This is a genomic window from Cytobacillus eiseniae (assembly GCF_017874625.1).
In the GTDB taxonomy this organism is placed as follows: Bacteria; Bacillota; Bacilli; order Bacillales; family Cytobacillaceae; genus Cytobacillus; species Cytobacillus eiseniae.
Genome location: NZ_JAGIKZ010000005.1, coordinates 19,415 through 32,812, shown reverse-complemented (window position 1 = coordinate 32,812; position 13,398 = coordinate 19,415). Strand labels below are relative to the sequence as shown.

The window sequence follows — 13,398 nt, the reverse complement described above, 5'->3', positions numbered from 1 at the left end:
AGGAAATACTATATTTAAAGGTGTAACTTTTTTTTATTATTTTGCGACTATATTAATGAACGGGGAGGGGAATCGATGGACTCCGTTTTTGATGAATTATATAGAAAATATCATCATGACGTTTTTCAATTTCTTTTTTATATGGTCAAAAACAAAGAGCAGGCTGAAGATTTAGTACAAGAAGTATATATTCGAGTATTAAAATCATATGAAAGATTCGAAGGGAAAAGCAGTGAAAAAACATGGTTATTTTCAATTGCGAGAAATGTGGCAATCGATTCTTTCCGCAAACAAAAAGGATGGAAACAGCGTATTTTGGAGAAATTTGACTGGTCTACCGCTCAAGTGAAGGATGATCATCCAATTCCTGAAGAGATTGCTGTTCAAAATGAAGAGATTCAAAAAATTTATAAATGCCTAGATAAATGTACGATTGATCAAAGACTTGTCATTGTTATGAGATATATTCACGAATTTTCAATCATTGAAACAGCTCAAAGCTTAGACTGGACAGAAAGTAAAGTAAAAACAACCCAGCATCGAGCATTGAAAGTATTAAGAAAACATATGGAAGAAATGAATGGGAAGGAGGGGCCGGAAAGTGAAGGAGCCAGATTGGAACGATCAGCAGATTAAAGAATTACTAGCACAAATGCCAAAAATAAAAGATGAACGTGATCCAAACGAACTTTATCAAAATATAACGATGAAGATGAATAAACAAAAGAAAAAAGGATGGATCATGCCTACAGCCGCAGCTGCAGCCGCTGCACTCCTATTCTTCATTCTTGCACCCACCCTTTTAGAAGGTCAGTTTTCTGAAGAAAAAGCATTGGACCAAATGGATACTGCCACATCGGAAATTTCAATTATGAATGAGGATTCTATTGATAAACAGCAAAAGAATATAACGGTACTTGACGAAAACGAAAAGAAAACAGAAGAAAGTATTGATACTGAGAATGAAAGTGACAGGGGCATCAGAATGTTTAATGAGTCTGATTCTTCCACCGCTGTATATGAAGAAGACCTTGGTGACCTGGAGGTGTTAACTTACGCCATTCCAGATCCGAATATAATGCTGACCGTTCCAGTAAGCATTCTTGTTTCGAAGGAAGAGGGACAGACGAAATTTGAGCTGTTCAAAAAAAATATGGGAAGTTTAATGGAAGAGGAATGGGGACTTACTGATTATTTCCCGCTAAACGCTGAGCTCTCATTTGATGAGGAAAGTAATTTATTAACAGTAGATGTTCCGACTGATCATACGTATGGGATGGGTTCCGCCTCTGAAAACATTTTTAATGATGCGCTAAGCTATACGATGGCTGAGTTAAATATTGAAAAGGTTCAATTACTGACAAATGGAAAACTAGGAATTGATTTTGGCCATTATGGATTTATCGAGAGCTTCGTACCGGATGCTCTTACCGGCAATCATGCTTATTATTTTTATTATCCAGATCCAACAGCATCCCAGCCATTTATAGTTCCATATGGAGAAAAATTAGATTCGATAAAAGAAGCATTTGTAGCAATGAAAGAACATCGGAAAGAAGCGAATTTACAACCTTCTATTCCAGAAACTTTAAATTTTGAAACAAAAGAGGATGAAACTAATAAAAATTTAACGATCCATCTTATTGAAGGGTCTACTATAATGAATGACGAAGCGACATTGCATGTAATCGAAGCCATTCTACTAACTGCTAAGGATTTTGATTATCAAACAGTAAAAATTGAAAATGCAAATATTGAATCAGTAGGCAAATTTGATTTGAATCAGGAAATCAAGGTACCAATAGCAGCTAATAAACGCAGCTTGCCGTAACTAAAAAGATAAGCCATCTGGCTTATCTTTTTTTTGAAGGGTAAGCCGCTTTTGAAAAGTATAGAAGGATAATCATGATGCCTCGATTTCTTTCATCTACTAAGTAGTAGTTACCCTCTAGGCAACACACCAATCAGTCAAAAATAAGCTTTACTCAGCTATGCATGCGAATATCAAGGTGTTTACGCAAATCTTGTACTAAAGGCTGTCCCATCTTCATATGGTGAATATGGTAGGATGGATTGAATGGAGGAGAAAGTAAAGTGGATTATGTTAAACGTTTTGCGATAGCAGGAATTATGGGGGTATGTGTGAGCTTGTTATTCCTTGGTGGGAGGAATATACAGGCGGAAATGATTGAGATTGACCAGCTAGAAATTGAAATGGCTAAAGTTGAAGAGATAATAAGCTAGAATTGTCTTCAAAAGTTAATGTAGAAAGAGATGGGGGCACTTGGCTAATGATCCATTTATGAAAACCAATACGCCAAGTTTTTACCTAATGCAGCTGGGGTATAATTGTCGAAAATAATGATTAATAAGTATTTGACAATTTACATATGAAATTCTTCCAAATTTATTTGTTTTCGAGTATAATTATATTTGTATAAAATTATACGGTCTATCTTCGGGGCAGGGTGAAATTCCCGACCGGCGGTGATGAGTCTTTGATTCTAAGCCCGCGAGCCTATAATAGCAAATTCTTTCTTCAATGTTTACATGTTAAACATGATGAAGTTTTTGCTTGGGGCAGGATTTGGTGTGATTCCAAAGCCGACAGTACAGTCTGGATGGGAGAAGATGGAGGTTCTGCAGACGTTCAAAAAATGCAGGTTATTTGAACGTTTATTAAGTGAGCCTTTGTAATCTCCCTCAAGTGATAAGCTTGAGGGTTTTCTTTTGCATGGGCGTTTAATTCTGCTGAACCTTTCTTCTTTAGGAGAGATAGTCCTAAAAAGGAGAGAGGAAAATGAAAAAATTAACAGTTAAAGCTTTAGTAGGGATTGGGATGCTAAGCAGTATTTCGTATATTTTAATGCTGCTGAACTTTCCATTGCCACCGTTTCCGGGATTTTTAATGATTGATTTCAGCGATATTCCTGCATTGATTGCTGCTTTAATCTTTGGTCCCATTGCTGGTATTTTAGTTGAATTAATCAAAAATATTTTAGATTATTTCATGACAGGAAGTGCAACGGGTGTTCCAGTTGGTCATCTTGCAAACTTCGCTGCAGGCGTTTTGTTTATTCTTCCTACGTATTATATTTATAACAAAATGAAAACAAAAAAAGGCATGACTTTTGGGTTAGTTATAGGTACGTTCATAATGGCTACTGTTATGAGTGTGCTGAATTATTTTGTCATTTATCCAGCCTATACACTGTTTTTGAATATGCCTGCAATGTCCGCTCCAGAAATACGGACGGTTGTAGTTACAGCGATTTTGCCCTTTAATCTTGTTAAAGGCTTACTAATTACATTTGTATTTATGCTGTTATTTGCACGTATGAGTCCTTGGATCAAAAAACAAGGTTCATTCAAAACAGCTATTTAATAGATAAAAGCAACGGCCACTGTACCGTTGCTTTTTTATTGTTTGGGAAACTATAAAATTGCGCATTGTGTATAACTTTATGAGTAGTTTAGTCTACGTCCAGCATTGGCGCCTATCGCCTATCAAACTTCAGTACCGCTCCGCAACGATTGCGTCAAACGCGGTTAGCTCACGCTCACCGTGTTTCCTTTATCGAGAGGGGCAGTTATCCAGTTTGTACGGCGAGACCTTAGGCGCCTATGCATTTGTTCTATGTAGTTTTGTCCGTTAATATGGAAAGTGATCATCTACTATTGTTTTAGTATTGTTCTCCCAGTCTTCTCTTATCATTGCATACCCAACTGAATCAAATAATTGTCCACTTTGTCTCCATGATCTGCGGTTATAAGCTTCTTTTACAAATCCGCTATTAAAGAACGTTTTTCTCATCGCAAGATTATCAGATCTCGTATGACCTTCGATTCTAATAATATGAGTGTAAGTATTGAAGACATACGCGCTTAACCAATGAAGGACATGCTTAGCCATTCCTTTGCCTCTTACTTTTTTTTTCAATCGTAAATCGAATAAACATATGGGATCGTCTAAATCGAAAATTCTTATAATACCAATTTTTGAATGATTATCGACGATCCAAAATGTTTGGTTCCCATTTTCATTATAAAATCCGTTCGCCACATTTTTTCTTATAGACTCCTCAGTTGGATTCTCCTGCCCATGAAAACTCCATGTTTCTGATGTTAAAAACTCTACTAATTCATCAGCCATTGTTTGATTAAACTCTATATAAGTATACATTTGTCTCCTCCTTGAATAGCGGATTTCCATTCATGACATATAAAAAACTCCCTTTCTCGATCGAAGGGAGCTAATATCTTACAGCAATATGAAAGAACTATTCAAATTTAAGTGCGTCGCCATCAAATGACTCATCAGCAACTTTAATGGAGTCTGTTGGACAGCCTTCGAAAGCATCCATCATATCATCAATTAATACATCTGGAATTTCGACAATTCCCTGGTTATCATCTAGTGTAACGAATGCAATGCCTTCGTCATCATAATCATAAATGTCTGGTGCAGCTGCGCCGCAAGCCCCACATGCGATGCAAGTGTCTTTGTCAACAATAGTATACTTTGCCATGAAAATACCTCCCAAGATTTAAAACAAATATTCTGTTATTTTTGAATCGTAATCTGTATTTCTCATTTCTATTGTAAGACTGAATGAACAATATTTCAATAGAAAAAGTAATGAGAATGCTTATCACACAAAGATTCCAAACAAAAGTGAGAATAAACAAACTCTATTAAATTCATTCATGATAAAATAAGATCTAGGTCACTATATTATAATGAATAGATTAATAGGAATCAATCCTGTTTTTTTATTGAGATTAGCGGGTGATTAATTGGAAAAAAAATATTTAGCAATGATCATTTTACAATGTTTGCAGCACATTAGTGGAGAGCGGACAATTTATTCTATTCTGCATTTATTAAACGGAAAAAAATCAGCTCAAACCATTCAGGATGCTCATTTATTTAAGCTGACAAATGTATTTAGTACGTATCCGTTATTAACGAGATCATACTTAGATGAGATAATTTCAAGCCTGTGTAAACAAGAATACCTTGCACCTATTTCTGAACAAAGTTTTCTTGTTACACAAAAAGGTATAAAAGCGATAGAAGCTTATTTTTCTAGGCATCCGATTCCCAATCATTTAAACGGATGGCAATTTCATAAGACGACGAAATTATTTTGGGAAAGGCTTTCTTTAGTTGTTCAAGTAATTTCACAGCTTAGAAATCAAGAGTCTAAATACTTGCCAATTCACAAAAAAAGGGAATTGCAAAAATGGCTCAAATTTTTTTTGCGAGAAGCCCATTTAAGCAGAGATGAATTAGGAGATCGTCTATATGATGAGTTAGTGAAATGTTTGGAAGCTCATCCGAACGTAAATCCAGATATTTTTGTGAAAAGATTAACAGGTTTTCGTCAGATTGGATTAACAGAAGGTCAGGCAGCTGAGCAACTTTGTATGGAAAAGGATGAATATCATCTTCAATTTCTCGGGATTCTCCATTATATGTTAGAAATATGCGAAATGAAACAGAGTGAGTATCCTTTATTAAATTTGCTTATAGCGGATAGAAGAAGTTTTGTCCCATTAACTGAAACAAGCCGTAAAACCCTTTCATTACTAAATAATGGCTATTCATTAGAGAAGATTAGTACGATAAGGAAGCTAAAAAGAAGCACGATTGAAGATCATGTAGTTGAAATAGCTCTGAATATGCCGTCCTTTGATATTTCTCCTTTTATAAATGATGAAAAGCAAAAAGTCATCTCAAATGCAATTAAGACTGCCACTTCAAAGCAGCTCAAGTATATTCGAGAACTTGTTCCCAATGCGGATTATTTCGAAATTCGCTTAGTTCTTGCGAAGGCAGGTGAGAAGAAATGAATTTGGAAATACAATTAGAAAAGTATTTTGCCTACACATCCTTTCGGCCAGGTCAAAAGGAAATTATTACTTCCTTGTTAGAAGGGAATCATACAATTGCCATGCTCCCAACAGGTACAGGGAAATCATTATGCTATCAGCTACCTGGCTATTTATTAGAAGGGCAAGTCATTATTATTTCACCGTTATTATCCTTAATGCAGGATCAAGTTGAACAGTTAATGATGAATGGTGAAAAGAGAGTAATCGCCTTTAATTCTTTCTTAACTGCTGATGAGAAGAATCATGCTTTATTACAATTGCATCACTATAAATTTATCTTCCTCTCACCTGAAATGCTGCGATCAAAAAGTGTGATAGATGGATTAAAGAAACTGCATATTTCTTTATTTGTTATTGATGAAGCACATTGTATTTCACAGTGGGGATACGATTTCAGACCAGAATACTTAAAGCTAGGGGAATCGCGTGATAAATTAGGGAAGCCATTAACTCTCGCTCTAACCGCTACAGCAACTAAGGAAGTAAAGAATGAGTTAATCGCTTCGCTTCATTTGGATCATTGGAATGAATTTATTTATTCTGTTGATCGCCCCAATATTTCTTTAGTAGTAGAAACGGTTGAATCCTATCAGGAGAAGTCAGAACGAATAGTTGAACTAGTCAAAAGACTAGAAGGTCCTGGAATTATTTACTTCTCGAGTAAAAAACTAACAGAGTGGATGTCCGCCTACTTAAGGGAGCATGGAATGACTAGGGTCATGGCCTATCATGGGGGCATGGAGCAGGAAAACCGAGTTCTGATTCAGCAACAGTTTTTACATGGTCAATTAGATCTCATTTGTGCAACTAGTGCATTTGGGATGGGTATTAATAAAGAGGATATTCGATTTGTCATCCATTTTCATATGCCACTCCAGCTTGAATCATATTTACAGGAAATAGGCAGGGCTGGAAGAGATGGAAAGAAAAGTGTAGCCATCCTTTTATATTCTCCTGGTGATGAGCAGCTACCATACCAGATTGCAGAGGCAGAATTGCCAAGTGAAGTCCAAGTCAACGCTGTTTATCAGTATCTTGAAATGAATCATCATATGACAACTAATCTAGCTTCATTCGAAATTGACATCAGAAGAATTTCGGGGCTAACAGAAACTCAATGGCGGATAATAAGGGATTATTTAGTAGATCAAAAGGAATTGTTGCTAAAGGTTCAATTCCAAAAGTTAACATTATTTATAAATGAGCGTCTACAAGTTAAAAAAAGAAAAATTAGTGAGATGCATTTATGGATTTGTTCACAAATACAGCAGTGCAGGAGAAAAAAAATCTTGAAGTATTTTGATGAAGATATGACAATAGAGGTAGAGAATTGCTGTGATCAATGTGGAATAGATTTGACAGTTTTTGATTTGAAAATAAGCAAACATCAAGTTGCCAATTCCTCTTATAATTGGAAACAACAATTGGCAAATATTCTTTTAGTAAGTGAGCGAAGCGATGAAAAATAAGCATGCGGAAATGATAAAAGAGCTGTCTGATCGAGAGCTAGTATTTCATCTTTATTTAACGCAAATCATCCTATTAACGATTGCAGTTATTTTGGGTATGATATTATTTGATGATGTGGGTGAATTCACTCAGCTATTTAATTGGGAGGATCGGAATATTCTTTTAATTGGCGGTGGCGCAGGGTTGGTTGTCGTCTTGCTTGATTTTACGTTAATGAAAATTCTCCCATCATCTTACTATGATGATGGTGGATTGAATGAAAGGATTTTTCGCAACCGTTCTATTTCCCATATTGCTTTAATGGCTGCGATGATTTCAATCAGTGAAGAAATATTATTTCGTGGAATTATCCAGACAAATGTTGGCTTAGTTTTTGCAAGTATCATTTTTGCAGTGATCCACTATCGTTACTTATTTAACTGGTTTTTATTTTTAAATATTATTCTTTTGAGCTTCTTCATCGGTTATTTATACGAAGTAACAGGTAATTTAGTCGTAACAATATTTATGCATTTTATTATTGATTTTTTATTAGGTGTACTGATTAAGTACAGGAATAACAAACAGGAAGGGATGTTCAATGAATAGAGAAGATCCTTACAGAGATCAAGCTGAACGGCTTCGGAAAAAAATCGCAAAAAATAAAATCGAATCAGATCAACCATTGCCAGTAAAAGAAGCATTGCCCCCTAGAAGCAGGCTACATCAAGAAAAACGCAAGAAAAATAAATGGAAGATTAAATACCCTGTTATTCGATTGCTTGCTCTATTCTTTATCCTCTTGCCAATTACTATTTTTAGTATGTATCAATATCTACAAAATAGGGATGATGCAGAAAAAGTGGATTCAACAAAATCGGGATTTGAAACAGTTGGATATGAGAATAGAGATGAAAATAAGGAAATAATGATCGAAGAAAGCGAAGAGACACCGGTTCATAAGGATCGTCCATCAACTGATGATGCTGCTAATAATGTAACAGATGAGGTCATTCCTCCTCCAAGAGATCCTGTAACGGGAGATGAGGGGGATAAAGGTGCTTCTGATGCGGCTGAACAAGAGGAACAGCCTAAAGCCCCAGTTGAGAAGCAGCAACCAGAGCAAGAGAAGGTCGTATACCATACGGTTAAGCAGAGTGAAACATTATATCGGATTGCGATGAATTATTATCAATCACCAGCTGGTGTTGAAAAGATTAAGAAGGCAAACAATCTGAAGAACAATGAAATTCGTGTAGGTCAAGTATTAACGATTCCGAAAAATTAATTTGTTTTCAAATGTTCATAACCTCTCGTACAAGCTCATATAGTTAGAATACATAAGTATTCATTCCTACTTGAGCTTTGTAAGGAGGGTAAAATGGAAACGTCAATTAAAATGCTTGATGAAAGAACAGATCAGGCAACAAGACAGATGCTTCAAAAAGTTGTTGAGAGAAAAAGAAAATTCGATAAATTGAAGCTCCGCCATTTAATTGTTATGTGGGCAACCGTATTTCTTTCTTTTTTCTACTTGCTGTATATTAATCAGACTGTGATTGAACCATATTTTTACTCTTTTGCAGCTATGTTCTCCGCCTATGTGAATCATTCCGAAAACTTATACTTAATTGTTTTTACTGTGAGCCTCTTTGGCTTCATGAATTTATTAAAAACAAAAAAAGAAAAAGCGGAGAAAGAATATCAAGCACTTCGATGTGAAATCATTGATAAAAGCAAAGATTTATGGAAAAAGGAAGAAGAATGGAAGAATCGTCATATCGTTTTTGAAATGATGAAAGCAAACTATGATATTAATCTTTATCATGAGAATAAATAGTGAAGAGTGTAATATAGAATTGTTGGAAATAGTTCAGAAAGACGAAGACAATCCTTAATGGGATATACGGAATTCTCTATTTGTACACAAATTAATACGAATGTTTTCTTTGAAAGAAGGTTTCCTAAGCTGAATGTGGAATAATATTATTGTAGCTGTAAATAATATTTTGAGGTGATGGATAATGTTTGTGAAAAGTGTTTTAATTCCAAAATATAAAAGCTATACGATTGACCATAACAAGTCAGTAAAGGAAGCGCTTGAACAATTAGAAGCAAATCATATTGATGGCTTGCCAGTTTTGGATGGAGAAACGTATGTTGGGATTGTGACAAGATACGGAATATACGAAAACTACTTTTCGGCTAATATTATGAAAGAGGACTATTTACAGAATACAAAAGTGAAGGATATTGCTACTCACAAGGATCATTATTTAAAGGGGAATGAAATATTTGAGAATACCCTTATTGATTTAAAGGATTTCCCTTTGCTGGCAGTCCTTGATGAAAAGCAAAAATTCCAAGGAATTGTTACACGTTATGATGTTTTGGCTCAATTTCAATCTGCATTTGGTATGAATAAACCAGGCATCCGAATTGCCTTTACTAGTTCTGAGATCGAAGGCCGATTGGCGAAGCTTTCAGATATTGCCCACCAGTACCATGAGCATATTATTTCAATTGTGACGTTTGATGAAACAGATAAGCTTATCCGAAGAATCGTGATGAAAGTAGAAAAGAATGATAATATCAATCAATTCATTAAAAAACTTGAAAATTCAGGTTTCCGAATTCTTGATGTGACGGAAGACTGATTAAATGAAGTGATACTAGTCCCCCCTCATATTTTGAAATATGAGGGTTTTTAATTGATTTGATTATGTATCCAGTTATACATAGAGAAGGCGGCTCCTCCATCATTGCCAGATTTTAAGGCCCATGAGGATACTTGCTCATTTCATCTTTTTTATCATCATGTTATTATTTCTTTAGATAATATAAAAGTAATATTACTCTAGATTATAATTTTGCTTTAGCTAGGAGGAAATATGGGCTTTTTTTTCATCATTGCCATACTATTATTCGTGTGTTTCTTAATTATTTATATGATCAAGGAGGCATTTGCCAACCGGGTGATTCAATTGCAGATGAATTTTGCTGATTTTCCGGAAACATTTGGAGATGTAAAGCTCTTTTTTATTTCTGACATTCATAAAAGAGAAGTAACAGATCAGATCATTGAAGAAGTACAGAAATTGAAAGTAGATATTGTTATTATTGGTGGGGATTTATTAGAAAAGGGCGTTTCCTTTGAAAAAGTAAAAAAAAATCTTCAAAAGTTAACATCACTTGGAGATGTTCTCTTTGTTTGGGGAAACAATGATTATGAAGTGGAATATCGATATTTAGATGCATTATTGCTTGAGTATGGTGTAAAGATATTAGATAACACGGCTGTCTTTTTTGAGTCTCGAAAAGGTGAGAGACTAACGTTTTTGGGGGTAGATGATATAAGCCAAAAAAGGGATCGGCTAGATCTAGCTTTAGCGGATGCTGGTGAAGGAGGATTCAAAATTCTTGTTAGTCATAATCCACAAATCATTAGTCAAATTGAACCTGAACATCAAATACGGCTTGTATTAAGTGGTCATACACATGGCGGACAAATTCATATTTTGGGGTACAGTCCGTATGAAAAAGGAAAGGTAAAAAAGATAAAGGACACAACCTTATTAATTAGTAATGGGTATGGAACAACAGCTTTGCCCTTTAGATTAGGAGCGAAGTCGGAGACGCATCTTATTACATTAAGTAAAGGATAAGTTTTTGTAAAAGCGCAGCATGCAATATTTATGGACGACTCACAAAGATGGAAGCATTTCATACACTAAACAAAAGAGTTGGTTCACGGCAGGGGGCATTTGCATGCGCTTAGAACGTTTGAATTATAATAAGATTAAGTTTTTCCTCACATTAGATGATTTAACGGAAAGAGGCCTTACAAAAGATGATATTTGGAAGGATTCCTTGAAATGGCACCAGCTTTTTCATGAAATGTTGGAGGAAGCTAGTGAAGAGTTTGGTGTTGAAATCCATGGCTCTGTTGCGGTTGAGATTTTTTCCATGCAGGCTCAAGGGATGATTATGATTGTAACGATGGAAGAACAGGAAGATGATGAAAACTTTCAAGATGGCTTGATTGAGATGCAAGTGATCATGGAGGGTGAGGATATTCTTTTTGAAATGGATGAGTTTGAGACTGTAATACAGATGGCTAAACGACTCGCTAATATTAATATTACACAGGGATCATTGTATTCATTTAATGATCAATATTATTTCCATCTTGCAAACCATAATCCCGCAGAAATCAATAAATTAGTTGCACTACTTACAGAGTATGGAAATCCATCGATTGTAAGTATTCATATGCTAAAGGAATATGGGAATGAAATCATTAAAAATAAGGCAATTGAAGTGCTGATCAAGCATTTTCAATAATAGGCGGGGGAGAGTAACTTTTCTCTCCTCTTTTAGTGTAGATAAAGGATTGGGAGCGTTTACATTAAATTGATCAAAAAATGAGAAAAAACATTTTTTCTTCTTGCATAAATTAAACAAAGGTGTATACTAATGTCTGGATAGGACATCAAATGATGAAAGAGATTTCTAGGAGGTTTACTGATGGTAGCCAAGAATGGTACTGAAACGAATAATGAGGACAAACTTGACGTTTTAAAGTCAACTCAAACTGTCATTCACAAGGCATTGGAGAAGCTAGGATATTCAGATGAAGTGTACGAGCTCTTAAAAGAGCCTCTTCGAATGATGACAGTGAAAATTCCAGTCCGGATGGATGATGGAACTGTGAAAGTCTTTACCGGCTACCGGGCACAGCATAATGATGCAGTCGGTCCAACTAAAGGTGGTATTCGTTTCCATCCAGGTGTAACAGAAAAAGAGGTTAAGGCTCTTTCTATCTGGATGAGTTTAAAATGTGGGATTGTCGATCTTCCATATGGAGGAGGGAAAGGTGGAATTATTTGTGATCCACGAAATATGTCCTTCCGTGAACTAGAGGCTTTAAGTCGCGGATATGTTCGTGCGATAAGTCAAATCGTTGGCCCAACAAAAGATATTCCAGCTCCAGATGTATTCACAAACTCACAAATTATGGCTTGGATGATGGATGAATATAGTAGAATGGATGAGTTTAACTCCCCTGGATTTATCACAGGTAAGCCGCTAGTATTAGGTGGATCCCATGGCCGAGAAACGGCAACTGCTAAAGGTGTAACAATTTGTATTAGAGAAGCTGCTAAGAAAAAAGGCATCGATCTTGTAGGTGCAAGAGTAGTTGTACAAGGATTTGGTAATGCAGGAAGCTTCTTATCTAAATTTTTACATGATGCTGGTGCAAAAGTAATTGGTATTTCTGATGCGTATGGTGCGCTTCATGATCCAAATGGACTTGATATTGATTATTTACTTGACCGTCGTGATAGTTTTGGTACAGTAACTAATTTATTTAATGATACGATTACAAACAAAGAGCTATTGGAATTAGATTGTGATATTTTAGTTCCAGCTGCGATTGAAAACCAAATAACAGATGAAAACGCACATAATATTAAAGCGAAAATTGTTGTTGAAGCCGCTAACGGACCAACTACATTAGAAGCTACACAAATTTTGACTGAACGAGGCATTTTACTAGTACCAGATGTATTGGCATCTGCTGGTGGAGTGACAGTATCTTATTTTGAATGGGTTCAAAATAATCAAGGGTATTATTGGTCAGAAGAAGAAATTGAAGAAAAGCTACAGAAAATTTTAATCCAATCATTTGAAAATATTTATCAAACGGCAGAGGCTCGCCGTGTAGACATGCGCTTAGCTGCCTATATGGTCGGTGTGAGAAAAATGGCTGAAGCTTCAAGATTCCGCGGTTGGGTTTAAACGTATATTTGAATTATCAAGAAAAATCTCCTATCATTATTGGTGGGAGATTTTTTATTATTATTAGGCTTATTTCTAAAAGAATGTTGTGATTGGTTAAAATATTAAAATTATACTAGTGCAAAAATGGTCTAGTTGATTGAAGAGGAAGTTGTGGGACATCTGAGATCTGAGCAGGAGTGTTATCGCTCGTTCCTTTAGGTTTGATGCGCATCCAATAGCAAATCAACTTTCGCCATATATGTGCTA

15 protein-coding genes and 1 riboswitch are annotated in these 13,398 nt (G+C 35.6%); of the genes, 13 read left to right on the top strand and 2 right to left on the bottom strand.

The genetic code is table 11. The features are described 5' to 3' along the window. Positions 1 to 75: 75 nt before the first annotated feature. The 4 genes from sigX (at position 76) to J2Z40_RS06265 (ending at position 3,385) form a co-directional block, all read left to right on the top strand. Positions 76 to 636: an RNA polymerase sigma factor SigX gene (gene sigX / locus J2Z40_RS06280; RefSeq protein WP_066395591.1), complete on the top strand. Its 561-nt coding sequence runs from the start codon at positions 76 to 78 to the stop codon at positions 634 to 636. After that, complete coding sequence (locus tag J2Z40_RS06275; protein WP_066395590.1) at positions 602 to 1,831, top strand: GerMN domain-containing protein; 1,230 nt, start codon at positions 602 to 604, stop codon at positions 1,829 to 1,831. The genes sigX and J2Z40_RS06275 overlap by 35 nt, the downstream gene beginning before the upstream one ends. Before the next feature lie 263 nt (positions 1,832 to 2,094). Further along, entirely contained in the window at positions 2,095 to 2,244 is a 150-nt protein-coding gene (locus J2Z40_RS06270; RefSeq protein ID WP_157087830.1) for a hypothetical protein, read from the top strand. Between the two features lie 206 nt (positions 2,245 to 2,450). Beyond that, a riboswitch (FMN riboswitch) is annotated at positions 2,451 to 2,637 on the top strand. 163 nt (positions 2,638 to 2,800) lie between these two features. After that, on the top strand, positions 2,801 to 3,385 hold the full coding sequence (locus tag J2Z40_RS06265; protein WP_066395587.1) for an ECF transporter S component: 585 nt from the start codon (positions 2,801 to 2,803) through the stop codon (positions 3,383 to 3,385). A 267-nt stretch (positions 3,386 to 3,652) separates the two neighbouring features. Here J2Z40_RS06265 and J2Z40_RS06260 read toward each other — a convergent pair whose 3' ends face one another. Together J2Z40_RS06260 and J2Z40_RS06255 are read right to left on the bottom strand one after the other, a co-directional pair. Continuing rightward, on the bottom strand, positions 3,653 to 4,183 hold the full coding sequence (locus J2Z40_RS06260; protein WP_066395584.1) for a GNAT family N-acetyltransferase: 531 nt from the start codon (positions 4,181 to 4,183) through the stop codon (positions 3,653 to 3,655). A gap of 97 nt (positions 4,184 to 4,280) precedes the next feature. Further along, a complete protein-coding gene (locus J2Z40_RS06255; protein WP_003206564.1) occupies positions 4,281 to 4,529 on the bottom strand; it encodes a ferredoxin in 249 nt (82 codons plus the stop codon). A gap of 268 nt (positions 4,530 to 4,797) precedes the next feature. Between J2Z40_RS06255 and J2Z40_RS06250 the strand changes: the two genes are divergently transcribed. The 9 genes from J2Z40_RS06250 (at position 4,798) to J2Z40_RS06210 (ending at position 13,149) form a co-directional block, all read left to right on the top strand. Next, positions 4,798 to 5,856 carry a YpbB family protein gene (locus J2Z40_RS06250; protein ID WP_066395582.1) on the top strand — a complete coding sequence of 353 codons (1,059 nt, stop codon included), beginning with the start codon at positions 4,798 to 4,800 and terminating at the stop codon, positions 5,854 to 5,856. Beyond that, a complete protein-coding gene (locus tag J2Z40_RS06245) occupies positions 5,853 to 7,367 on the top strand; it encodes a RecQ family ATP-dependent DNA helicase (protein ID WP_066395579.1) in 1,515 nt (504 codons plus the stop codon). Before J2Z40_RS06250 ends, J2Z40_RS06245 begins: the two co-directional genes overlap by 4 nt. Continuing rightward, positions 7,357 to 7,956 carry a CPBP family intramembrane glutamic endopeptidase gene (locus tag J2Z40_RS06240; RefSeq protein WP_066395576.1) on the top strand — a complete coding sequence of 200 codons (600 nt, stop codon included), beginning with the start codon at positions 7,357 to 7,359 and terminating at the stop codon, positions 7,954 to 7,956. Before J2Z40_RS06245 ends, J2Z40_RS06240 begins: the two co-directional genes overlap by 11 nt. After that, positions 7,949 to 8,635, top strand: a complete 687-nt coding sequence (locus J2Z40_RS06235; protein WP_066395572.1) for a LysM peptidoglycan-binding domain-containing protein — start codon at positions 7,949 to 7,951, stop codon at positions 8,633 to 8,635. The genes J2Z40_RS06240 and J2Z40_RS06235 overlap by 8 nt, the downstream gene beginning before the upstream one ends. Before the next feature lie 93 nt (positions 8,636 to 8,728). Then, positions 8,729 to 9,187 carry a YpbF family protein gene (locus J2Z40_RS06230; protein ID WP_066395569.1) on the top strand — a complete coding sequence of 153 codons (459 nt, stop codon included), beginning with the start codon at positions 8,729 to 8,731 and terminating at the stop codon, positions 9,185 to 9,187. 184 nt (positions 9,188 to 9,371) lie between these two features. Further along, positions 9,372 to 10,004 carry a CBS domain-containing protein gene (locus tag J2Z40_RS06225; protein ID WP_066395567.1) on the top strand — a complete coding sequence of 211 codons (633 nt, stop codon included), beginning with the start codon at positions 9,372 to 9,374 and terminating at the stop codon, positions 10,002 to 10,004. Positions 10,005 to 10,238: 234 nt separating this feature from the next. Further along, the gene (locus tag J2Z40_RS06220; RefSeq protein WP_066395564.1) at positions 10,239 to 11,012 is read left to right on the top strand and encodes a metallophosphoesterase; all 774 of its coding nucleotides are present in this window, start codon (positions 10,239 to 10,241) and stop codon (positions 11,010 to 11,012) included. 103 nt (positions 11,013 to 11,115) lie between these two features. Beyond that, entirely contained in the window at positions 11,116 to 11,691 is a 576-nt protein-coding gene (locus J2Z40_RS06215; RefSeq protein WP_066395561.1) for a genetic competence negative regulator, read from the top strand. Between the two features lie 183 nt (positions 11,692 to 11,874). Next, positions 11,875 to 13,149, top strand: coding sequence for a Glu/Leu/Phe/Val family dehydrogenase (locus J2Z40_RS06210; protein WP_066395558.1), 1,275 nt, complete (start codon positions 11,875 to 11,877; stop codon positions 13,147 to 13,149). Positions 13,150 to 13,398 lie beyond the last annotated feature (249 nt).

Coding starts and splice junctions, on each gene's coding strand:
- sigX (WP_066395591.1), top strand. CDS start 76: ATGGACTCCGTTTTTGATGAATTATATAGAAAATATCATCATGACGTT.
- J2Z40_RS06265 (WP_066395587.1), top strand. CDS start 2,801: ATGAAAAAATTAACAGTTAAAGCTTTAGTAGGGATTGGGATGCTAAGC.
- J2Z40_RS06260 (WP_066395584.1), bottom strand. CDS start 4,183: ATGTATACTTATATAGAGTTTAATCAAACAATGGCTGATGAATTAGTA.
- J2Z40_RS06255 (WP_003206564.1), bottom strand. CDS start 4,529: ATGGCAAAGTATACTATTGTTGACAAAGACACTTGCATCGCATGTGGG.
- J2Z40_RS06245 (WP_066395579.1), top strand. CDS start 5,853: ATGAATTTGGAAATACAATTAGAAAAGTATTTTGCCTACACATCCTTT.
- J2Z40_RS06240 (WP_066395576.1), top strand. CDS start 7,357: ATGAAAAATAAGCATGCGGAAATGATAAAAGAGCTGTCTGATCGAGAG.
- J2Z40_RS06235 (WP_066395572.1), top strand. CDS start 7,949: ATGAATAGAGAAGATCCTTACAGAGATCAAGCTGAACGGCTTCGGAAA.
- J2Z40_RS06230 (WP_066395569.1), top strand. CDS start 8,729: ATGGAAACGTCAATTAAAATGCTTGATGAAAGAACAGATCAGGCAACA.
- J2Z40_RS06225 (WP_066395567.1), top strand. CDS start 9,372: ATGTTTGTGAAAAGTGTTTTAATTCCAAAATATAAAAGCTATACGATT.
- J2Z40_RS06220 (WP_066395564.1), top strand. CDS start 10,239: ATGGGCTTTTTTTTCATCATTGCCATACTATTATTCGTGTGTTTCTTA.
- J2Z40_RS06215 (WP_066395561.1), top strand. CDS start 11,116: ATGCGCTTAGAACGTTTGAATTATAATAAGATTAAGTTTTTCCTCACA.
- J2Z40_RS06210 (WP_066395558.1), top strand. CDS start 11,875: ATGGTAGCCAAGAATGGTACTGAAACGAATAATGAGGACAAACTTGAC.